Annotated in this window: 14 protein-coding genes; 3 read left to right on the top strand and 11 right to left on the bottom strand. The window is 73.4% G+C overall.

Going from position 1 to position 22,770, the window contains the following annotated elements; genetic code table 11:
• Positions 1-140: 140 nt before the first annotated feature.
• From ACZ6K0_RS03185 to guaA, 4 genes are all read right to left on the bottom strand, one after another.
• A complete protein-coding gene (locus ACZ6K0_RS03185; RefSeq protein WP_376412704.1) occupies positions 141-731 on the bottom strand; it encodes a DoxX family protein in 591 nt (196 codons plus the stop codon).
• A 91-nt stretch (positions 732-822) separates the two neighbouring features.
• Positions 823-2,055, bottom strand: a complete 1,233-nt coding sequence (locus ACZ6K0_RS03180) for a hypothetical protein (RefSeq protein ID WP_376412805.1) — start codon at positions 2,053-2,055, stop codon at positions 823-825.
• A gap of 144 nt (positions 2,056-2,199) precedes the next feature.
• Positions 2,200-2,988: a class II aldolase/adducin family protein gene (locus ACZ6K0_RS03175; RefSeq protein ID WP_376412707.1), complete on the bottom strand. Its 789-nt coding sequence runs from the start codon at positions 2,986-2,988 to the stop codon at positions 2,200-2,202.
• A gap of 141 nt (positions 2,989-3,129) precedes the next feature.
• Positions 3,130-4,722 carry a glutamine-hydrolyzing GMP synthase gene (guaA, locus tag ACZ6K0_RS03170; RefSeq protein WP_376412710.1) on the bottom strand — a complete coding sequence of 531 codons (1,593 nt, stop codon included), beginning with the start codon at positions 4,720-4,722 and terminating at the stop codon, positions 3,130-3,132.
• A 332-nt stretch (positions 4,723-5,054) separates the two neighbouring features.
• On the opposite strand from guaA, the gene ACZ6K0_RS03165 reads away from it, so the two are divergent.
• Positions 5,055-5,348 carry a chorismate mutase gene (locus ACZ6K0_RS03165; protein WP_469229483.1) on the top strand — a complete coding sequence of 98 codons (294 nt, stop codon included), beginning with the start codon at positions 5,055-5,057 and terminating at the stop codon, positions 5,346-5,348.
• Between the two features lie 633 nt (positions 5,349-5,981).
• Here the strand turns inward: ACZ6K0_RS03165 and ACZ6K0_RS03160 are convergent.
• The 6 genes from ACZ6K0_RS03160 to ACZ6K0_RS03135 form a co-directional block, all read right to left on the bottom strand.
• A complete protein-coding gene (locus tag ACZ6K0_RS03160; RefSeq protein ID WP_469229481.1) occupies positions 5,982-7,823 on the bottom strand; it encodes a GMC family oxidoreductase N-terminal domain-containing protein in 1,842 nt (613 codons plus the stop codon).
• Between the two features lie 46 nt (positions 7,824-7,869).
• Complete coding sequence (locus ACZ6K0_RS03155; RefSeq protein ID WP_469229479.1) at positions 7,870-9,534, bottom strand: succinic semialdehyde dehydrogenase; 1,665 nt, start codon at positions 9,532-9,534, stop codon at positions 7,870-7,872.
• Between the two features lie 154 nt (positions 9,535-9,688).
• Complete coding sequence (locus tag ACZ6K0_RS03150; RefSeq protein WP_469229477.1) at positions 9,689-11,542, bottom strand: serine/threonine-protein kinase; 1,854 nt, start codon at positions 11,540-11,542, stop codon at positions 9,689-9,691.
• A gap of 167 nt (positions 11,543-11,709) precedes the next feature.
• Positions 11,710-14,886, bottom strand: a complete 3,177-nt coding sequence (locus ACZ6K0_RS03145; RefSeq protein ID WP_469229475.1) for a protein kinase — start codon at positions 14,884-14,886, stop codon at positions 11,710-11,712.
• Between the two features lie 148 nt (positions 14,887-15,034).
• Positions 15,035-17,494: a serine/threonine-protein kinase gene (locus ACZ6K0_RS03140; protein ID WP_469229473.1), complete on the bottom strand. Its 2,460-nt coding sequence runs from the start codon at positions 17,492-17,494 to the stop codon at positions 15,035-15,037.
• A gap of 205 nt (positions 17,495-17,699) precedes the next feature.
• Positions 17,700-19,406 (bottom strand): glycerol-3-phosphate dehydrogenase/oxidase, encoded by a 1,707-nt coding sequence (locus tag ACZ6K0_RS03135; RefSeq protein WP_469229471.1) that lies wholly within the window; start codon positions 19,404-19,406, stop codon positions 17,700-17,702.
• Positions 19,407-19,641: 235 nt separating this feature from the next.
• Here ACZ6K0_RS03135 and ACZ6K0_RS03130 point away from each other — a divergent pair, with 235 nt between their 5' ends.
• Positions 19,642-20,883, top strand: a complete 1,242-nt coding sequence (locus ACZ6K0_RS03130) for a nucleotide sugar dehydrogenase (RefSeq protein WP_376412735.1) — start codon at positions 19,642-19,644, stop codon at positions 20,881-20,883.
• A 109-nt stretch (positions 20,884-20,992) separates the two neighbouring features.
• A complete protein-coding gene (locus ACZ6K0_RS03125) occupies positions 20,993-21,484 on the top strand; it encodes a hypothetical protein (protein WP_376412738.1) in 492 nt (163 codons plus the stop codon).
• Positions 21,485-21,552: 68 nt separating this feature from the next.
• Here ACZ6K0_RS03125 and ACZ6K0_RS03120 read toward each other — a convergent pair whose 3' ends face one another.
• Positions 21,553-22,677, bottom strand: a complete 1,125-nt coding sequence (locus tag ACZ6K0_RS03120; protein WP_024756695.1) for a GuaB3 family IMP dehydrogenase-related protein — start codon at positions 22,675-22,677, stop codon at positions 21,553-21,555.
• Positions 22,678-22,770 lie beyond the last annotated feature (93 nt).

Raw genomic sequence — 22,770 nt, 5'->3', positions numbered from 1 at the left:
CTGCTCGTCGGCCTCACGGCCCTCGCTCTGGCCGCCGTCTACGCGGGCGACCTCGCCGGGGCCTGGACGACCCCGTGGTACACGGTGATCCCGGTGCTCTGCGGCGGCCTGGGCACGGCCGCCCTCGCGACCTGGGTCGCCTATCGAATACGGCGCCGTCGATCGGCGAGGAACCTGTCCGCCGACAGCTCGGACGCCCCGGCCAGCAGCAGCGGGAGCCAGGCCATCAGATAGGCGAGGTCGTTGCCGAGGTAGTACGGGTTCACCTGCCAGCTCACGGTCAGCCAGAGGCTCAGGGAGATCAGCGCGCCGCCGAGCGCCGCCACGCGGGCGTAGAGACCGAGCAGGGTCCCGATCCCGACGGCGAGCTCTCCGAAGGCGATGGCGTACCCGAAGCCGGCGGGGTTCTTGAGGGCGAGGTCGACCAGGCCGGGGATGGCCGAGCTGTCCCGCACCGCGCGCATCGTCTCGCCGATGGACCCGCTGCCCTCGGCGGCGAAGAAGGCGGAGTCGGTGAGCTTGTCGAGCCCGGCGTAGACGAACGTGATCCCGAGGAAGAGCCGCAGCGGAAGGAGGGCGTAGCGGGAGGCGACGGCCTTCCACGGGGCGAATGTGGCCTCCCACCGGGCGAGGCGCGCCTTCCGGTCCGCACGGTGGCCGGTTCCGTCGGTCCCGCCGGGGCCGCCCGGTTCGCCGCTCGTGCCGTTCGTCCGGTCCGCTTGTCCCGCCATCGTCGGTCACCTCTCCACGCCCCGTACGACTGTTCGCGGAACGATTCTCCTCGGACCCGCGCCTTGGGGATACGTGGAGGGGGCCGGACGCTCAGTCGACGACGTCGATCGTGACCCGATTGGTCTCGACGCCCGCCGCCGTCACGACCGAGACCTCCACCCGGCCCGGCTCCACGTCCGCCGGGAGGGGGACGGTGAGGGCCGCGTCCGTCGGGTTGGCGAAGCCGCCGGGGACCGGGACCAGGGGGACGTGGGCGTGGACGGCGCCGATGCGCACGACCAGCCGGGTCAGCGGGTCGGGGGCGGCGGCGCCCGGCGGGACGAAGCCGCAGCCGCGGATCTCGATGTCGTCGCCCGTACGGATCGGGGCGTCGAGGTCGCCCGCCTCCCGGGAGCGGACGACGGAGTGGATCGTGGGGCGGACGCCCTCGGTGCACTTCGCGGCGAGGTGCCAGGCCGCCGAGACGGCGAGGAGCAGCACGAGCGACCAGGGCACCTCGGGGAGCCGGCCGGGGTCGCGGGCGAGGCCGACGGCCGTCAGGGCCAGGACGGCGCAGGAGACGAGGAGGTACTGGACGTCGGCGAGGCTGGCCCGGCCGCTGTCGTCGCAGAGCAGGTCGGCGGCGCGCGGGCGGTCGGCGCGGACCTTCTGGAGGCGGCGCGCCGCGATCCGGACGGAGACGACGAGGCGGGCGGTGACGGTGACCGCCGACACGAGGGCGAAGACGGTGAGCAGGCCGGCGCCCCGGGACAGGCCGAAGGCGGCCGGGCCCGGCGACCGGAAGGCCAGGAAGAGGAGGGTGAAGCCGAGGAGGAGGAGCCAGGCGGTGGCGACGGCCCGGGTGGTGGAGAGCCGGTTGTCCTCGCCGATCAGCGGGGCGAGGAGACCGCCGCGCGCCCGGTGGGCGTGCGCGGCGACACTGAGGAGGACGGCAAAAACGAGGGCGGTGCACAGCCCGGCCGTGCGGGCCCCGGTCCAGCCGCTGCCGATCGCGGTGAGGGCCTGGCCGAGCAGCAGGGCGAGGACGGCGCCCCAGACGGCGCCGATGCCCCCGCTGCGTACCCGGTCGAGCCAGGCCACCCCGGCCTCGCGGCCGCGCACGGCGACGGCGCGGGCCGACTGGGCCAGTTCGTCGGAGACCCACTGGCGGGCGGCGACCGGCGAGTGGGCGACGGCCGCGGGGACGCCGTGCCCGGCGGCCAGCTCGTCCCGCCGGGCGAGGAAGGCGGCGACCGCGCGCCGGTGGCCGGCCTTCCCGCAGTGGGCGCAGCCGGCGCAGGCCGTCGCGTGTCCGCCGTACTGTCTCGCCTCTTGAACCGCCACGGTGCTCACTTCCAGAACGGTCAACCAGCCGTTGATTCCCCGGAATTGTGTCGTACCGGCGGCTCCCGGAGCCGCCGTGTGCGCCCCGCCGGAGAGTGATTGCCGCGCCATCTCATTGACGTACAGAAGGGTGAAGCGATGGTGTTACGACAGGAGTTCGGGCTCCGCTCGGCTGATCCTGCGCCAGAGCGGCTGGTAGTTGATCCAGCCGACGAGGTCGCTGCCCAGCTGTTCGCGGGTGGCGACGGCGTCCCGGTGGTCGATCGGCACCGGCTTCCCGGCGGCCCGCGCGGCCAGTTGGACCTGGGCGCAGCGTTCCATGGCGATGAACCACCAGGCCGCCGCGTCGACGGAGGTGCCGACGGTGAGCAGCCCGTGGTTGCGCAGCACGATCGCCTTGAACGAGCCGAGGGCGAGGGCGATCCGGCGGCCTTCCTCGGCGTCGACGGTGACGCCGGTGTACGCGTCGTAGAGGGCGTGGTCCTGGTAGAAGGCACAGGCCTCCTGGGTGAGCGGGTCGAGGAGTTCGCCGAGGGCGGCGAGTGCCCGCCCGTGCAGGGAGTGGGTGTGGGCGACGGCGACGACGTCGGGCCGGGCCCGGTGGACCTGGGCGTGGACGGTGAAGGCCGCCTGGTTCACGTGCTGGCCGCCCCGGACGACCTGCCCGTCGCCGTTGACGAGGACGAGGTCGCTCGCGGTGAGGTCCGCGAAGGGCGCCCCGAAGGGGTTCACCCAGTAGCAGTCGGGGAGCTCCGGGTCGCGGGCGCTGATGTGGCCCGAGACGCCCTCTTCGTATCCGAGCCGTCCGAAGAGCCGGAGCGCAGCCGCGAGCCGCTGTCTGCGGTGGGTGCGTTCCTCTTCGGCCGTCGCGTGGACGGGTGGCATGGCGAAGTGGAGCCGGTCGACGGGGACGGGGTCCGGTATCACGCTCATGCGCCGGAAGGTAACGCCCGGCCGGGCAACTCACCAGAGCCCGGACACGACGAAGCCGCCGCCCCGCGCGGCGGGCGCGGGGCGGCGGCTTCGGGCACGTACGGCCTCAGGCGCTTACGGCCTCGGCACGTACGGGAGGGACTACTCCCACTCGATGGTGCCCGGGGGCTTGCTCGTGATGTCGAGGACGACGCGGTTCACGTCGGCGACCTCGTTGGTGATGCGGGTCGAGATCTTGGCGAGCACGTCGTAGGGCAGGCGCGACCAGTCGGCCGTCATCGCGTCCTCGGACGAGACGGGGCGCAGCACGATCGGGTGACCGTAGGTGCGGCCGTCGCCCTGGACGCCCACGGAGCGGACGTCGGCGAGCAGGACGACCGGGCACTGCCAGATCTCGCGGTCGAGACCGGCCGCGGTGAGCTCCTCGCGCGCGATGGCGTCGGCATCGCGCAGCAGGTCCAGGCGCTCCTTGGTGACCTCGCCGACGATGCGGATGCCGAGGCCGGGGCCGGGGAAGGGCTGGCGCTGGACGATCTCATCGGGCAGGCCGAGCTCCTGGCCGACCATCCGGACCTCGTCCTTGAAGAGCTGGCGGAGCGGCTCGACGAGTTCGAACTCGATGTCGTCGGGGAGACCGCCGACGTTGTGGTGGGACTTGATGTTCGCGGTGCCGGTGCCGCCGCCGGACTCGACGATGTCCGGGTACAGCGTGCCCTGGACGAGGAACGCGACCTCGGGGCCCTCCTCCTGGAGGATCTCCAGCTGTGCCTGCTCGAAGACCCGGATGAACTCGCGGCCGATGATCTTCCGCTTGGTCTCGGGGTCGGAGACTCCGGCGAGGGCCGTGAGGAAGCGCTCCTGCGCGTCGACGACCTTCAGGTTGACGCCGGTGGAGGCGACGAAGTCCTTCTCGACCTGCTCGGTCTCGCCCTTGCGCATGAGGCCGTGGTCGACGTAGACGCAGGTGAGCTGCGAGCCGATGGCCTTCTGCACGAGCGCGGCGGCCACGGCGGAGTCGACGCCGCCGGAGAGACCGCAGACGGCGCGCTTGTCGCCGACCTGGGCGCGGATGGCCGCGACCTGCTCCTCGATCACGTTGCCCGTGGTCCAGCTGGGCTCGATGCCGGCGCCGCGGTAGAGGAAGTGCTCCAGGATCTGCTGGCCGTGCGTGGAGTGCAGCACCTCGGGGTGGTACTGGACGCCGTAGAGCTTCTTCTCGTCGTTCTCGAAGGCGGCGACCGGCACGACGTCGGTGGACGCGGTGACGGAGAAGCCCTCGGGGGCGGCGGAGCAGGCGTCGCCGTGCGACATCCACACGGACTGCTCGACCGGGGTGCCCTCGAAGAGGGTCGAGCCGGCCTTGGAGACGTGCAGCTCCGTACGGCCGTACTCGCGGGCTCCGGTGTTGTCGACGGTGCCACCGAGGGTCGTCGCCATCAGCTGGAAGCCGTAACACATACCGAAGACGGGGACGCCCGCCTCGAAGATCTCGCGGTCGAGGCGGGGGGCGCCCTCCGCGTACACGGAGGACGGGCCGCCGGAGAGGATGATCGCCTTCGGGTTCTTGGCCAGCATCTCGGCCACCGGCATGGTGGACGGGACGATCTCGCTGTAGACCCGGGCCTCACGGACGCGGCGGGCGATGAGCTGGGCGTACTGGGCGCCGAAGTCGACAACGAGGACTACGTCCGGGTTGGTGACGTCGGGCGCGGCAGCGGGGGTCGCTGATGACACTACGGCGGCCTTCCGGCGGTAGGAGGGGGTCCCCCGAAGGGGGGTGCTATTTGTCGATTCTACCGGCGCGCCGGTAGCACTTTTCGTCTCACCATCCGAACCCGGGTTGGCTCCGGCTCCGCGGCGGGGTCCATACTGTCGCCATGCGCAAGCTCTCGACCTTCGTCTTTACCTATGGCACCGGCCCGTCCGGCTGCCATGGTCGTGCTGCTTGAGCAACTGACAAGCGACTTCCCAGGCGCCCCGGGCCGACAAGGCCCGGGGCGTTCTGTCGTTTCCGGGCCGTGTCGCCCCGGGGCATCCGACACCGTGAACCCGCGAGGAGCCCCACCATGACGACGAACACCACCCTCACCGAGAAGACCGGCGCCCGCACCGACGAGGCGGCGACGCTGATCGGTGGCGCCCGCGACCGCATCGACTCGCTCGACGACCGGATCATCGGGCTCATCCAGGAACGGATGGCCGTCTCGGCCGTCATCCAGGAGGCCCGGATCTCCTCCGGCGGCCGCCGGGTGAACCTGGCGCGCGAGATGGAGGTCCTCGGCCAGTACCGCGACGCGCTGGGCAAGCCCGGCACGGCCCTCGCGATGACCATGCTGGAGCTGTGCCGGGGGCGCATCTGAACGACCGCGCCCGGGTAAGGCCCGCATCTGAGTTCGGGACCGCTCTCACCCGTACGGCGCGTGACCGGCCCGGACCCGGCTTCGTTGGTCCGGGTGTCCGTGCCAGCCAGGGGCGGGCCTGTAGAAACCACGCGTGGCTTCGCTGGGGCGTGTGGCGTACCTCAGGTGCGCCGTGGGACCTCGCACCAGCGCGTGTGACCGGGCAGCAGGGGACAGCAGCCCGGTCACCCAGAAAGGGCGGTCGGCCCCGGGGACGCCCGGGGCCGGCCGCAACCGGCTCAGAACGAAACCCCGAACCCCGTCCCCTCCCCCTCCTTCGTTTCTCCCCGCTCGGCGCAACCCCCCGGCGCCGACGCCCAGGGCCCCGTACCGCGACCGGAATCGCGGCACGGGGCCCTTCTTCGCGCGCCCGCGCCCCCTGAACCTCCAGCGTGACGCGCGTCACACGAAGATCCTGTGCAACCGCTACAACCAATCCCGTCGGTCGCGGGTCATCTATGCAGCATCACCAAAAGCAGGAAAGGCGCTGCACTCGGAGGGGGGTGCAGCGCCTTTTCTCATGCCTGGCTCTCCAGGCCCTTCCTCGGGCGGCCTTTCGCCGGGTGGGCCCTACTTCAGGCCCATCTCCAGGTCCTACTTCGGGTCCTTCTCCAGGTCCTGCTTCGGCGGGACCGTCGGGATTCCCAGGAACGGCAGCCGCAGGGCGCCGAAGGCCTCGGCCGGGACCGCCGGCGACTTCGGCTCGACCGCCGCCAGCCGTACGTACGCCTCCCCCTGCCGCGGCCGCCGGTCCTCCTCGCCCTTGTTCGGCCAGAAGGACATCGCCCGCTCCGCCTGCGCCGTGATCGTCAAGGACGGGTTGACGCCGAGGTTCGCGGAGACCGCCGCCCCGTCGACGACGGAGATCCCGGGGTGGCCGAAGAGCCGGTGGTACGGGTCGATGACGCCGGACTCGGCGTCGGCGCCGATCGGGCAGCCGCCCAGGAAGTGGGCCGTGAGCGGGGTGCCCATCAGCTCGCCGACGTTGGAGCCGGGGAAGCCGTTGATCTCCTCGGCGAGGAGGGTGGCGGCCCGGGTGGCCTCCGGGATCTGGACCGGGTTCGGCGCCCCGTGCCCCTGGCGGGCCGTGAGCAGGCCCTTTCCGAGCCCGCCGGGCTTGCGGTAGGTCGTCAGGGAGTTGTCCAGGGACTGCATGACCAGGCCGATGATGGTCCGCTCCGACCAGTGCCAGTTGGAGAGCGAGCGGGCGGCGAGCGTGGGGTGCCTGAGCAGGTTGAGGAACCAGTTGCGCACCCGGTGGGCCCCGTAGGGCACCTGGAGGACGGTCAGACCGCCCATGGAGTTGGAGCCCTTGCCGTACCGCACCGGCTCGATGTGGGTGTTCGCGTCGGGGTGGATCGAGGAGGTGATGGCGACGCCGCGGGTGAAGTCGGCCTTCTCCTTGCCGTGCCGCTTGCGGTAGCGCCGGTCGGTGGTCTGCGCGCCGACCAGGCCCTCGGAGTTGGTGCGGGTGAGCTCGCCGAGCCGGTGCGAGATCCGGGGCAGCAGCCCGCCGTCCTTCATCCGGTGCAGCAGGGTCTGCGTGCCGTACGTGCCGGCGGCGATCACCACCCGGCGGGCGCGGAAGGTCCGGCCCTTCCCCTTCTTCCGGTTGTCGGTGGGGAGGGTCTGCACCGCGTAGCCGCCCCGCGAGTCCTCGGTGACGGTGACGACCGTGGTCATGGGGTGGACGGTGGCCCCCGCCTTCTCGGCGAGGTGGAGGTAGTTCTCGTTGAGGGTGTTCTTGGCGCCGTGGCGGCAGCCCGTCATGCACTCGCCGCACTCGGTGCAGGCGCGCCGGGCCGGGCCCGCGCCGCCGAAGTACGGGTCGGCGACCTCCGCGCCCGGCTTCGCCTTCGCCGTACCGTCGGCATCGTCGCCGTCCCCGAAGAAGACCCCGACCGGCGCCATGTGGAAGGTGTCGCCGATGCCCATCGCCTGCGCGGCCGCCTTGAGGTGCACGTCCGAGGGGGTCGTCGTCGGGTTGAGCCGGACGCCGAGCATCCGCTGCGCCTGGTCGTAGTACGGCCGCAGCTCGTCCTGCCAGTCCGTGATGTCCTTCCACTGCGGGTCGTCGAAGAACGGCTTGGGCGGTACGTAGAGGGTGTTGGCGTAGTTGAGGGAGCCGCCGCCCACGCCGGCGCCCGCGAGCACCATCACGTTGCCCAGCAGGTGGATGCGCTGGATGCCGTAGAGGCCGAGGGCCGGGGCCCACAGGAAGTTCTTCACGTCCCAGGAGTTCTTCGGCAGGGTCGCGCGGGTGAAGCGGCGCCCGGCCTCCAGGACGCCGACCCGGTAGCCCTTCTCGGTGAGCCGGAGGGCGGTGACCGAACCGCCGAAGCCGGAGCCGACGACGAGGACGTCGTAGTCGTACGCGTCGTCGTGCCCGTCGTCCTGTGCCTGATCCCGATTTTGGGTAGGGGGTACCGCGGTCATGGCTCTCCTCGTACGGAAAAGGGCGAAAACGGACGGAGGTCCGGGGTCAGCGCAGGCGCAGGGCCTTCATCGCCTTCAGGGACAGGCTCATCACCGCGGCGTACTTCTCGTCGTCCATGCCGAAGGACGGCGCGAGCGGCATGAGCCGCTGCTGGGCGACGGTCTGGGCCTCGGTGTACTTGAGGATGCCCTCCGAGCCGTGGCGGCGGCCGAGACCGGAGTCCTTCATGCCGCCCATCGGGGACTGCACGCTGCCGTAGGCCGGCGCGTACCCCTCGTTGATGTTGACGGTGCCGGTGCGCAGCCGGGCCGCGACGGCGTGGCCGCGGCGCGAGTCCTTGGTCCACACGGAGGAGTTGAGGCCGTACGGCGTGCCGTTGGCGAGCTCGATGACCTCGTCCTCGTCCGTGAAGCGGTAGACGGAGACGACCGGGCCGAAGGTCTCCTCGGAGCAGACGGCCATCGGGGCCTCGACGCCGTCGAGGATGGTCGGCTCGTAGAAGAGGGGGCCGATGTCGGGGCGGGCGACGCCGCCGGCGACGAGCCTGGCGCCCTTGGCGACGGCCTCGTCGACGTGCTTCGTGACCGTCTCCAGCTGCCGGTCGCCGACGAGGGAGCCCATGTCCGCCCCGTACGCGAGGGAGCTGCCGAGCCGCATGGCCTTGGTGCGGGCGGCGAAGCGGTCGAGGAAGGCGTCGGCGACGGACTCGTGCACGTACAGCCGCTCGATGGAGATGCAGAGCTGTCCGGCGGAGGAGAAGCAGGCGCGGACCGCTCCGGCGGCGGCCTTCTCGATGTCGGCGTCCTTCAGGACGAGCATCGCGTTCTTGCCGCCGAGTTCGAGGGAGACGCCGACGAGCCGGGCCGCCGCGCCCTGGGCGACCTCGCGGCCGGTGCGGGTGGAGCCGGTGAAGGAGACGTAGTCGGCGTGCTTGACGACCTCGGGGCCGACGACCGGGCCCTCGCCCAGGACGACCTGGAAGACCTCGGCGGGCAGTCCGGCCTCGACGAGCAGGTCACGGGCCCACAGCGCGGTGAGCGCGGTCTCGGTGTCGGGCTTCATGACGACCGCGTTGCCCGAGACGAAGGCGGGGAGCGCGTCGCCGACGGAGAGCTCCAGCGGGTAGTTCCAGGGCGCGATCTGGCCGACGACCCCGCGCGGCTGGCGCAGCTCGGTGACCTTGGTGAGGGTCGGTACGACTCCGGTGTGGCGCTTGGCGCGCAGGTAGGAGGCGGCCTTGCGGCCGTAGTGGCGGGCGGCGACGCACACCGCCTGGACCTCCTCGTGGGCGTGGAGGCGCGCCTTGCCCGTCTCCAGCTGGATGAGGTCGAGGACCTCGGACTGCCGCTGGAGGACCAGGTCGTGGAAGCGGAGGAGGACGGCGGCGCGGGCCTTGACCGGGGTGGCGGCCCAGGCCGGCTGGGCGGCGCGGGCGCGCGCGAAGGCCTCGGCGACGTCCTCGGGGGTGGACTCGGGCAGCTCCGCCAGCTTCTCCCCGGTGAAGGGGGTGTGGTTGGCGGTCCGGCCGGAGCCGAGGACGCCCCGGGTGAGCCGGGCGACCACCTCGGGCGTCACGACGTCGGCGGCGGTCCGCGCACCGGCGGGCGCGGGCGCGACCGGGTTGGTGGCGCCGGCGGGCGCGGCCGCTCCGTCCTTCGCGGCGGGGGCGTCGGGAACCGAGGGGGCGGCGGGGGCCTGCGAGTCCGTCATGAGGGCGAGCGTAGGCGGCGTTCCGCCCTTTGGGTACCCGTCGGTAACGCGTTTTCACCGGCTGCGCACATCGCGCCAGCGATCACTGGCACATAAGCCCTGATCAGCGGCTCATGGCTGAGCGACGGCCCTTCCCGGAGATTTTCCGGCGGATTCAGTCGCCCGGCGCCCGCCAGTGCTGGAGCATGATGTCGAACTGCTCGCGGGTGGTCTCCCAGCTCGACTCCGGCGAGGACATGTACAGGGCGTACTCCGTGCCGTCGTCCTCGTAGTACATGAGGTCGATCGCGTGCCGCGGCCCGGGGAAGTCCTTCCGCTCGGTCCAGGTGAACTCCCACTGGCAGGACTTCACCTGGTCGCGGTAGGTGACCTGACCGAGCTTGACCCGGGTGTAGTCCATCCGCTTCTCCAGGACCCGCTCCAGGTCGAGGGCGTGCATGTACGGATTCTCGAAGTCGGGCTTCGGGTCGATGCTGATCCGGATCCGGTGATTGCCGTTGTCCGGGGTGTAGTCGATCTGGTCGCCCTCGGTCTGCCGCTTCCAGCCGTCCGGCACGAGCAGGCTGAAGCCCGCCGGGTCGTCGACGCGGTGCCAGCCGTCCGGGATGTCGGTCCCGGCGCCCTGGGTGGCGGGGGCGGAGCCGGTGGCCGTGGGCCGTCCGCCGCCCCCGTCGCGGTCGCCGCCCGCGTACTGCATGGCGGCGAAGACGGCGCCGCCCGCGACGAGACCGGCGAGCAGGGCCGCGAGGGCGACGGTGCGCCAGCGGCCTCGGCCCGAAGGCGCGGGACCGGAGGCGGAGGGGGATGTGGCAGTGGACGTGGAAGGGGAGGGCACCAGGGTGGGGGGTGACTGCGCCTGCTGGGGTCCGTGGGCTTGGTGGGGCTCCTGAGCCGGGTGGGGCCACTGCGCCGTGGACGTCCGCGACCCACCGGCCGGACGCGCCGCCGCGTCCGTACCGGCCGTGCTTCCGGCCGTGTCCCCCGCAGCCACGTCGTCCGCCCGGCCCGTCTGACCTGCCTGACCCGCTTGGCCCGCCCGGCCCGTCTGACCTGCCTGACCTGCCCGGCCCGCCTCGTCGGCCGGGGCGCGCCGATCGCCACCGAGCATGCCCGGGGGCACCTCGCCCCTCGCCACGCGCTGGGTCGGCACGTACGCCTGTGCCGCCTGCGGCGTCCGCCCCTCCATCGCGTCGAGCAGCATCCGCTCGGCCTCGTCCGCGCGGGGCCGGTGCTCGGGATCCTTGCGCAGCAGCGCCACGATGACGGGCGCGAGCGGCCCCGCCTGCTCCGGGTACGGCGGCTCCTCGGTCACCACGGCCTGCATCGTGCTGATGGGAGAGGTCCGGCGGAACGGCGAGGTGCCCTCCACCGCCGTGTACAGCGTGGCCCCGAGGGACCAGAGGTCGGAGGCGGGACCGGGATCGCCGCCCCGTACCCGCTCGGGCGCCAGATAGTCGATGGAACCGACGATCTCCCCCGTCCGCGTGATCGTCGAGTCCCCCTCGATCGCCGCGATCCCGAAGTCGGTGATCAGCACGCGCCCGTCCCGCGCCAGCAGGACGTTGCCCGGCTTGACGTCCCGGTGCAGCACGCCGGCCGCGTGGGCGGCCCGCAGCGCGCCGAGGACGTGCAGCCCGACCCTGGCCGCCTCGCGGGGTTCGAGCGCGCCCGACTCCTTGGCGGCGTCGGCGAGCGACGGCCCGTCGACGTACTGCATCACGATCCACGGCCGGCTGTCGTGCTCCAGGACGTCGTGGACGGTGACCACGCCCGGGTGGGTGATCCGCGCGGCGGCCCGGGCCTCCTTCTGTGTCCGCGCGTGCAGCACGAGCCGGTCTGCCTCCGCCACGAACCGACCCGCCGTCAGCTCCTTCACCGCGACCACGCGGTGGAGTACCTCGTCGTGCGCGCGCCAGACCTTGCCCATACCGCCGCGTCCGATGCACTCGCCGAGCCGGTAACGACCCGCGAGCAACAACCCCGCTCCTGTGCTCTGAGAATGTTCCACTTGCCCCCGCCCGTTCCTTCGGATGACAGGTTACGGAGGGGGGCCGGGACTGCGGAACCTCGGGGCTGCCATAGGAACAGCACTGTGACCAGGGGCCGATGACGACCCGGTACGACAGACGGATCAGCACCCCGGTCGGGACGGGTCAGCGCCCCGGGCGGAACGGGTCAGCGCCCTGGGCGGAACCCCTTCGTGGCCTCGTCGTAGATCTCGGAGACCTTGTCGCGCTCGCTGTTCGGGCCGATGACCAGCACGAGGTGGTAGCGGCCGCCGGCGATGAGGGCGAGGTTCCGTACGGAGACCTGGCGCCCGGCGCTGTCCAGCCACCAGTAACTGCCCGTGGCCGTCGCCGTCGTGCCGATGTCGACCCGGCGGGACGAGTCCGTACCCGACCAGCTGGACACGCGCAACGGCTCCAGCTCGGGCTCCTTGGTGTTCTGGTACTCCAAGGGGTCGGACCCGTGGTCGGCGACCGTGTCCCTGCCCGGGACCACGATCATCGTGAAGTCGCCGCCCGTGTAGCGCACTTGCCCGGCGTCGTTGATCGGGCTGCGCCGCCAGCCGCTCGGGACCCCGATCCGGAAGCCCTCCGGGTCCTGGCGCAGGGAGTACCCGGCGGCCAGAGCGGGCGCCGACGGGTCAGCCGCGGGCGGGGTCTTGGAGGGAGTGGCGGACGGTTCGGCCGACGGCTCGGCGGGCCGGTCCGTGGTCGCCGACGGGCCGTTCGTGGGTGCGGTGCCCGGCGCGGTGGTACGCGGGGACTGGCCGGCCGGCGGAGCACCCGCGCCGGGCTCCTCCTCGCCAGGCAGGAAGAACACGGCGTACGCCACGGCCCCGCCGAGCAGGAGCAGGACGAGGAGCAGCAGCGTACGGCCGAGGGCGCGTGGCGAGTCCTCGCCACGGGCAGCACTCCGGGGCGCGCGGGGGGCTCGCGGAGCGCGGGGCGCGCGCTGGGGGATCTCCTCCGCGAACTCCACCCGCGCGTCGGCGTGCCCGCCCTCGAATCCGGCCCCGTACCCGCCGTCGCGCGCGCCCTCGTACCCGCCTTCGTACGCGCCGTCGTACCCGCCGTCGTGCAGGGTCTCGGGACCGGCCTCGTGCAGGGCCGCCTCGGGCGGCGCGGCCGGCGCGGGGCGGGGGTCCTTGCCCCGCTTGTGACGGTGGCGGCCCGCCCCGGCTCCCGCACCCGCGCCCTTGCGGCGCCGGCGCACCAGTTCGCCGCGGCGGCGCACGATCGGCAGCCGCGTCTCGTCGAAGGACGGCAGCGGTACGACTCCGAGGCCGGCCTCGGGCTCCGGGGCCGACCGCACGAGGGAGCGCAGCCAGCCGCGCAGCTCCTCGAAGTCGGGGCGCTCGGTGGGGTCCTGGCGCAGCAGGGACTCCACGACCGGGCGCAGCGGCCCGCACTCCTCGGCGAAGGCGGGCGGCTCGGCGCAGACCAGCTGGACGAGCTCGGCGGCGCTGTCCTCCGGGTAGGGCGCGTGGCCCTGGACGGCCCGGTAGAGGAGCGCGCCGAGCGCCCACAGGTCGGTGGCCGGGCCGATCGGCGGGGCGAGCCGCCAGTTCTCGTGCACGGGCCCGGCCTGCTCGGGCGCCCAGCGCTCGGTGACCGCGCCGACGACGGCGATCCGGGTCTGGCGGGCCCGCTCGGCGTCGAGGCGCGTGGTGGGGCCCCGGTGGACCTGGGCCGGTACGGCGACGCGCCCCTCATCCCCCGACGGCCCGGAGGCGCCGGCGGGCACCGGGAGGCGCGCGGGGTCCGGGGTCGCGGCCGTGTACCCGGCGGGCAGCGCCGGGCGGCCCGAGCCGGGCAGCACAGGGCCGCGGCCGGGTCCGGAGCCGCCGGCGGGGATCGGTCCTGAGCCGTCGCGCGCGGCGTGCGGACCGTCGCTCCAGTTGCCGGCCAGGTACACGCGCGGCGGCGGACCGGCCTGCGGGCCGCCGTACGCCGTACCGCCCTCGTCGTCCTCGTCGTCGTCCTCGTCGTCGTCGTCCGCCGTCTGCGACCACCACTGCGGCTCGGGCGCGCCGGAGGCGGGCACCGGGGCCGGCGGGGGCGGAGGGGCGGGCGGGTCCGTCGGCGCGGTGCGCTGGCCGGGGAGCGCCCCCGCCTCGCCGAGCCGCGCCGCGGCACGCGCGCCCGCGCGGTACGCCGCGATGGCCCCGGCCCGTGCGGCCCGCACGTCGGCGGTGGGCGGCGGGGCGGCGGCCGGGGGCTCCGCCCCGGTCCGGGGCTCGGCCGAGGCCCTCGACCCCGCGCCGTACGGGTCGGCCCCGTAGGGATCGGCCCCGTAGGGCTCACGACCGTAGGCGTCGGCTCCGGGCGTGTCGTCCTCTCTGGGGTCGGACGCACCGCCGTCGCTCTCGCCGCCGTACGGGTCGGGCCCGTACGGGTCGGGCCCGGAGCCGTAGTCGGCCTCCCCGAGAAGCTCGTCGTCCGAGTCCGTCCCGTACGAGAACTCCCCGGCCTCCTCGACCTCCTCCTCGACCTCCTCAGCCTCCTCGACCTCCCGGTCGACCTCCTCGTCCGCCTCTTCCTCGTCGGCCTCGGTCTCGATCTCCTCGTAGATCTCCGCCTCGTACAGGTCGGAGCTGTACACCTCGGCGAACTCGGGCTCGGGCGCGAGCGGGAAATCGGGCTCGAACTCCCGGGACGCGAACCCGGACCCCGCCCCGGCCGCCGCCCCGGCCCCGAACCTCGCCCCGAACTCCTGCCCGTCGTCCCCCGGCTCCGGCACCGGCGCGTAGCCGCAGAGGGCCTCCTCCGCGGCGCCCACCGCGAGGCCCGTGAGGACGACCCGGCCGTCGTCGCAGACGAGCACGGTCCGGGCGGTGATGTTCCGGTGGACCCAGCCGTGGGCGTGGAGCGCGCGCAGGGCGGTGAGGACGTCGGCGCCGATCTCGGCCGCCCGGTACGGGTTCAGGGGCTGCTCGGCGAGGAGCGCGGCGAGCGGCCTGGCCGTCACGACCTCGCTCACTATCCACAGGGAACCGGCCTCCGCGAAGACGTCGAAGACCTGGTCGAGCAGCGGATGGTCGGGGATCTGCGCGGCGGCCTGGGCCGCCTCGATCGCCCGGCGCACGACGGGCTCGGCCGGCCGGCGGGTCGCCCGCCCCGAGCTCCCGTAGGGCTGGGCGGGGCCGTCCGCGCCGTCGAGCACCTCGGCGTCGACGAACTCCGGCAGGGGCACCTGGCGGACCAGGACCTCCTGCCCGCTGTACGTGTCGAAGGCGCGCGTCTCGGCGAAGTCGTGCGCCTCCGGGCCCGCGCCCGCCTCCGAGCCGGTCGGCGGCAGCGGCAGGCGGTAGCGGTCCGCCAGCACCCTTCCCGCGTAGTCGTCCACGACGCCTCCCCACGCGCGCACGCTGTCCCCCGTGGACCCGCGGATCCATCGGATCACACGAGTCCGTCAATTCCGGTCCGGCACCGTGCAGTTAGCGGCAATTGTCGGCTGCGTACGGTCCACGAGCTCTCACGATACGTGGCACCGGTCAGTCCTTGGGGCTGAACGTGGCGAACGCCGTCTCCCGCAGCGTCCGGCACTCCGCGCCGTCCCACTCGTCCGCCTTGCAGGTGATCATGATGGAGTAGCCGTGCGAGGCGTCCACCTTGAAGCCGCGGTTGAGCACACGGACGGTCATGCCCTTCTGCGTCCGCTTGAACTCCCAGTCGGCGACGGTCGGGTAACCCTTGTAGGAGACCTGCTTGATGCCGATGTGCTCGTAGTCCTGGCTGGTGACGGCCACGCCGGCCTTGGCCAGCTCCCAGGCGCTCTGCGCGTTGTCCTTGGGGCTGTCGTTGAAGTCGACCTGGACGCGCGGGAAACCGCCGCTCTCGCTGAATATCACGCCGAGGGCGTACCCCGGTATCGAGCCGGGCTTGAAGGTGCCGGGCAGCGCCATGGAGAAGTGGAGCCGCTTGTTGGTGACGAGGGCGTACCCGGCGGGCAGCTGCGCGCCGGTGCCGCCGCTGGGCTTGCCGGACGGCTTGGTGCCGCCCTGCCCGGTCGTCGTGCCGACCGTCGTGCCCGTCGTCGTGCCCGTCGTCGTTCCGGTGGTGGTCCCCGTCGTGCCCGTGTCGCCCGTCGAGCCGCCGGAGCCGGCGCCCCCGGGCTGTGCGCCGCCCTGCTGGCCGGGGCCGCCGGGCGTCTGCCCCTTGCCGCCGGAGCCCTCGGATCCGCCGGACCCGTCCGCGTCGCCGCCGGACGCGCCGGCCGACGCCGTGGCGCCGCCGGTCCCCTGGCTCTGCTTGTCCTTGTCGCCGCCCCCGGTGAGGGAGACCGTCAGGATCGTGCCGAGCAGGGCGAGCACGGCGACCGCGGCGATGATGATCAGCGTGCGGCGCGGCACGACGTCGGTCAGCGACGCACGGGCCGGGGCCTGCCTGCCGCCGCCCTGCAGCGGCTCGGCCGCCTTCGGCCTCGGCTTCGCCTTCGGCTCGGCCTTCGCGGAGGCAGCCGCGTTGCGCACGGACTTCAGCGCGCCCCGCATCCGGTCGGCGGCGACGCCCGCGTCGGGCGTCCCGTCCCGGTCGGCGGCCGGGGCGACGGGAGCCCGGTCGGGTCGCGGCGGAAGGAGTATGGCCCGGGTGACCTCGGGCGAGATCTCCGGCGCGGCGGCGGGCGCGTCGAGCACGGCCCGCAGCAGGACCCGCGCGCGGGCGTCGTCGAGGCGCTGGGCCGGGTCCTTGGCGAGCAGGCCGTAGATGACCTGCTCCAGCTCGGGTCCCGCGTTCTTCGGCGGGTCGACCGGCTCGGTCATCACCGCCGTGAGGGTCGCGATGGCGGAGCCCTTGTCGTACGGCGGGCTGCCCTCGACCGCCGCGTACAGCAGGCCGCCCAGCGACCACAGGTCGGCGGCCGGTCCGGGCTTGTGGCCGCGGGCGCGCTCCGGCGAGATGTAGGAGGGGGCGCCGACGAGCATGCCGGTGGAGGTGATCGAGGGGTCGCCCTCGACCTGGGCGATGCCGAAGTCGGTCAGGACGACCCGGCCGTCCTCGGCGATCAGCACGTTCGACGGCTTCACGTCGCGGTGGAGGATGCCCTCGCGGTGCGCGGAGCGCAGGACGTCGAGGATGGCGAGGCCGACCTCGGCGGCGCGGCGGGGCGTGAGCACGCCGTCCTCGCGCACGGCGTCCGCGAGGGACTTGCCCTCGATGAGCTCCATGACGATCCACGGACGGTCGTCCTCGTCGACGACGTCGTACACGGTCACGGCGCCGTTGTTACGGATCCGGGCGATGGCCTTGGCCTCGCGCAGGGTCCGGGTGATGAGGCGTCGCTTCTCGTCGTCGTCGATGCTGGTGGGGAAGCGGAGCTCCTTGACGGCGACGGTACGTCCGAGGGTCTCGTCGACCGCGCGCCACACGGTGCCCATGCCGCCGCGCCCGAGGACCACGCCGAGCCGGTAGCGGCCGGCGAGCAGCCTGCCCTCGGTCACCGGGTCCTTGCGCATCCGGTCGCCGGCGAAGCCACTGCCCCGCTCGGCACGTCCGGTGCCGCCGTCGCCGTCCCCCGCGCCGAAGCCGGCGCTGCCGGTCGACGGCTCGGTGCCCCGCAGCCGGCCCGACACGCCGGCGGGCTCGCCTGAGGGCGCGTCGGACACCCCGCCAGGAACGGCGTCCCGGGGCCCGTCGACGACAGCGTCGCGAGGCTCACCGACGACGGCGTCCCGAGGCTCACCCGCCCCCGCGTCGCCCTTCGCGCCGCCGGCCTCGCCCTTCGCGCCGCCCGCGTCCTCGGCGCCGCCCGAGCCCTCGGATCCCGCGTCGCCCACGACGTCCTCCGCGCCCGGCGCAGCGTCCGTGACCTGCGCGTCCTTCACGTTCCGCGGGTCCCGCTCCGCCTCGCGCGCGGCCGGGACCGCCCCTCGGTCGCCGTCGGTCGCGGCCCCCGCGGCGGCGTCCCGCCGAGGGTCCTTCGCCGTGTCCCGCGACTGCTCCGCCTCCGACATGCGTCCCCTCTGCGATCCCTGATCTCCGCCGCGTATGCCGCTTCCCGCGCGATGCGGTAACCCGCCCTGGAAGAGAGGCCATTGTCCCTCACCTCGGGACCGGTGCCGCCCCCGGGTCCGTACTCCGGGATGACGACGCCCCCGGACACCCTTCAGGTTCCCGCAGGATTCCGGACGACACGGACCTCCTGCCGGAGACGGCCCGTCAGATCGGCACGATGTCCGGCGCCCCGAGCCGTGCGGCGTCCGCCGTCAGGTCGTCCGGCTGCCGCTGCGACTCGCGTTCGGCCTGCACTCTCTTCTCGTAGTGCTCGACCTCCTTGTCGATCTGGTGGGCGTCCCAGCCCAGGACGGGCGCCATCAGCTCGGCGCACTCGCGCGCGCTGCGGGTGCCCCGGTCGAAGGTCTCGATGGAGATCCGGGTCCGCCGGGTGAGGACGTCGTCGAGGTGGCGCGCGCCCTCGTGCGAGGCGGCGTAGACGATTTCGGCGCGCAGGTAGTCGTCGGCCGCCGCGAGCGGTTCCCCGAGCCCGGAGTCCCGCGCGACGAGGTCGAGGATCTGCTCCGTCATGGAGCCGTACCGGTTGAGGAGATGCTCGACCCGGACGACGTGCAGCCCGGTCCTGGCCGCCGTTCTGGCCCGGGCGTTCCACAGGGCCCGGTAGCCCTCGGCGCCGAGGAGCGGGACGTCCTCGGTGACACAGGCGGCGACGCGCTGGTCGAGGCCGTGGACCGCCGCGTCGACCGCGTCCTTGGCCATGACGCGGTACGTCGTGTACTTGCCGCCGGCCACCACGACGAGGCCGGGGACCGGGTGGGCGACGGTGTGCTCGCGCGAGAGCTTGCTCGTGGCGTCCGACTCGCCCGCGAGCAGGGGCCGCAGGCCCGCGTAGACGCCCTGGACGTCGTCCCGGGTGAGCGGGGTCGCGAGCACGGTGTTCACATGCTCCAGGAGGTAGTCGATGTCGGCGCTGGACGCGGCCGGGTGCGCCTTGTCGAGGTCCCAGTCGGTGTCGGTGGTGCCGACGATCCAGTGCCGTCCCCAGGGGATGACGAACAGCACGGACTTCTCGGTGCGCAGGATGAGCCCGGTGGTGGAGTGGATGCGGTCCTTGGGCACGACCAGATGGATGCCCTTGGAGGCGCGGACGTGGAACTGGCCGCGCTCGGCGATGAGGGCCTGGGTGTCGTCCGTCCACACCCCGGTGGCGTTGACGATCTGCTTGGCCCGGATCTCGTACGAGCCGCCGGACTCCACGTCCTGGACGCGCGCGCCGACGACCCGCTCGCCCTCGCGGAGGAATCCGACGACGCGGGCCCGGCTGGCGGCCTTCGCGCCGTAGGCGGCGGCGGTGCGCACGAGGGTGGTGACGAAGCGGGCGTCGTCCATCTGGGCGTCGTAGTACTGGAGGGCGCCGACCAGGGCGTCCTTCTTGAGGCAGGGCGCGACCCGCAGGGCGTTCCGCCGGGAGAGGTGGCGGTGCACGGGCAGGCCGCGGCCGTGTCCGGAGGAGAGGGACATCGCGTCGTACAGCGCGACGCCCGAGCCCGCGTAGAGCCGCTCCCAGCCCTTGTGCTGGAGCGGGTAGAGGAAGGGGACGGGCTTCACGAGGTGGGGGGCGAGCCGCTCCAGGAGCAGCCCGCGCTCCTGGAGCGCCTCCCGCACCAGGGCGAAGTCCAGCATCTCCAGGTAGCGCAGGCCGCCGTGGATGAGCTTGCTGGACCTGCTCGACGTACCGGAGGCCCAGTCGCGGGCCTCGACGATGCCGGTGGAGAGTCCTCTCGTGACGGCATCGAGGGCCGTGCCCGCGCCGACCACTCCGGCGCCGACGACCAGTACGTCCAACTCGCGCTCCGCCATGGCCGTGAGCGCCTCGGCGCGCTCGGCCGGTCCCAGTGTCGCTGTCCTCACCACTGCAGCCTCCCGTCGTCCCCCGGGCCTTTCCGGTTTCGATTCTGGCCCGGTCCGGTGACTTCAGCCACCGCCTCGCCGCCGTCCTGTGGATAACACTCGGCGACCTTCGGCCCCACAATGCCGCATATCGGTCATATTTACGCCTAGTCTGACATTGCGCTCACCCCGTTCTGTCCACCGGGGTTGCGCCTCGCGTCCCCTCCGGCTACTGGGAAGGACGGCCCACCCCCCCATGCCCGCTGATCTCGCCGTCATCGGCCTCGGCCACCACGGACTCCCCCTCGCCCAGGCCGCCACCGCCGCAGGCATCGCCACCATCGGCTACGACACCGACCCCCGCCCCGTCGCCGAACTCGCCGCCGGCCGGTCCCCGGTCGACGGCTCGCTCACCGCCCCGGAGATCCGCCGGATGCTCGCGGGGGGCTTCCGGCCCACCACGAACACCGCCGAACTCGGCCGCGTCCGCACCGCCGTCCTCTGCGCGCCGACCCCCCTCGGCCCCGACCGCACCCTCGACCTCACCGCCGTCACCGACGCGGCCCGCGCCCTCGCCGCCCGACTGCGCCCCCACACCACCGTCCTCCTCGAGTCCCCGGTCCCGCCGGGCACCACCGAGGGCCTCCTCCGCGAGGTCCTCGAAGCGGGCTCGGGCCTCCGCGCCGGCCGCGACTTCCACCTCGCGTACTCCCCCGGCCGCCTCGACCCCGGCAGCCGCACCCACGGCTACGCCGGCACCCCCAAGGTCATCGGCGGCCTCACCCCGGCCTGTACGGAGTCCGCCGCCGCGTTCTACGGCCGGCTCACCGACAAGGTGGTCCGCGCGCGCGGCCCGCGCGAGGCGGAGACGGTCAAGCTCCTGGAGACCAACTTCCGGCACGTCAACATCGCGCTCGTCAACGAGATGGCGGTCCTCTGCAACGAGCTCGGCGTCGACCTGTGGGACGTCATCCGCTGCGCCGAGACCAAGCCGTTCGGCTTCCAGGCCTTCCGCCCGGGCCCCGGCGTCGGCGGCCACGGCGTCCCCGTCGACACCGTCGGCGCCCACCGCCCGCTCCGCCTCGTCGAACTCGCCGGCCAGGTCAACGAACGCATGCCCCAGTACGTCGTCCAGCGCGCCGCCACCCTCCTCAACGAGCACGGCAAGTCGGCCCGCGGAGCCCGCGTCCTGCTGCTCGGGATCACGTACAAACCCGATCTCGCGGACCGTCAGGGCTCCCCCGCCGACGAGATCGCCCGCCGCCTCATGGACCTGGGCGCGGCCGTCAGCTACCACGACCCGCACGTCCCCGACTGGCGCGTCCGCGAACTCCCCGTCCCCCGCGCGGACTCCCTCTACGAGGCCGCCGCCCACGCCGACCTGACGGTCCTGCTCCAGCACCACCGCACCTACGACCTCCAGGGCCTCTCGGTGAAGGCCCAGCTCCTCCTCGACACCCGTGGCGCCACCCCCGGCGGCGCGGCCCACCGCCTCTGACCGGACCACCGCACGCGAAACTCCTGGGGCGCCGTCACAGGGGGCTGCTAATCTCCGGGACCTCTCGTTCGCACACCCGTGCGTCCACGTCCCTGGGGGGATCCGCAGCATGAGCCAGCCCGTTCCGCCGCCCGGCAACCCGTTCGCCAACGGCCCCGCGCCCGAGCCGTACCCGATGGCGCCGCCGCCCGCGCCCGTCCGCGACAACGTGGGGCTCGGCCTGCTGGCCGCCCTGGTCGCGGGACTCGTCGCGGGCGGGGTGTACGGAGCCGTCATCGGCGGCATCGAGCGGGAGATCGGCTGGGCCGCCGTCGGTGTCGGCTTCCTCGTCGGTCTCGCCGCCGGCAAGGTCGGCGGCCGCAACCCCGTCCTGCCCGTCGCCAGCGCGGTCCTGTCCCTCGGCGCCGTCTACCTCGGCCAGCTCGTGGGCATCGCGGTCCTGGGCGCCAAGGAGCTGAACGTCTCCGCCACGGAGCTGTTCTTCGAGGAGTTCGGACTCCTGACGGAGGCCTGGAACGAGGGCAAGGACGCCATGACGTTCCTGTTCTTCGCCCTCGCCGCCTTCGCCGCCTTCTCGGCGGCCAAGAAGGCCGCCCGCTGAGCCACGGGACACACGGCGAGGGGCCCCGCACCACCCGGTGCGGGGCCCCTCGTCACGTACGGCGGAGGTCAGCGCTTGTGCTGCGCGTCCGCGACGGTGACCTCGACGCGCTGGAACTCCTTGAGCTCCGTGTAGCCCGTCGTCGCCATCGCCCGGCGCAGGGCGCCGAAGAAGTTCATCGAACCGTCCGGGATGTGCGACGGACCCGCGAGGATCTCCTCGGTGGTGCCGACGATGCCCAGGTCGACCAGCTTGCCGCGCGGAACGTCCTCGTGGACGGCCTCCATGCCCCAGTGGTGGCCCTTGCCGGGCGCGTCCGTGGCGCGGGCCAGCGGGGAGCCGATCATGACGGAGTCGGCGCCACAGGCGATCGCCTTCGGCAGGTCGCCGGACCAGCCGACACCGCCGTCGGCGATGACGTGCACGTACCGGCCGCCGGACTCGTCCATGTAGTCGCGGCGGGCCGCGGCCACGTCGGCGACCGCGGTCGCCATCGGGACCTGGATGCCCAGCACGTTGCGCGTGGTGTGCGCCGCGCCGCCGCCGAAGCCGACGAGGACACCCGCCGCGCCGGTGCGCATCAGGTGCAGGGCCGCGGTGTACGTGGCGCAGCCGCCGACGATGACCGGGACGTCCAGCTCGTAGATGAACTGCTTCAGGTTCAGCGGCTCGGCCGCGCCCGAGACGTGCTCGGCGGAGACCGTCGTGCCACGGATGACGAAGATGTCCACGCCGGCGTCGACGACGGCCTTGGAGAACTGCGCGGTGCGCTGCGGGGAGAGCGCGGCGGCGGTGACGACACCGGAGTCGCGCACCTCCTTGATGCGCTGCCCGATCAGCTCCTCCTTGATGGGGGCGGAGTAGATCTCCTGCAGACGGCGGGTCGCGGTGGCCTCGTCCAGCTCCGCGATCTCGTCGAGCAGCGGCTGCGGGTCCTCGTACCGGGTCCAGAGCCCTTCGAGGTTCAGGACGCCGAGGCCGCCCAGCTCGCCGATGCGGATGGCGGTCTGCGGCGACACGACCGAGTCCATGGGAGCGGCCAGGAACGGCAGCTCGAAACGGTAGGCGTCGATCTGCCAGGCGATCGAGACCTCCTTCGGGTCCCGGGTGCGCCGGCTCGGGACGACGGCGATGTCGTCGAACGCGTACGCCCTGCGGCCGCGCTTGCCGCGCCCGATCTCGATCTCAGTCACGATGTGTGGCCTTTCCCTCTACGTCTGCGCCTACCAGTATCCCCGACACAAGCGTGGGGGGCGGCTCCGGCCACATGCCGGAACCGCCCCCAC

This window comes from Streptomyces sp. NPDC042346 (assembly GCF_055581845.1).
This window is presented reverse-complemented; position numbering and strand designations above follow the sequence as displayed.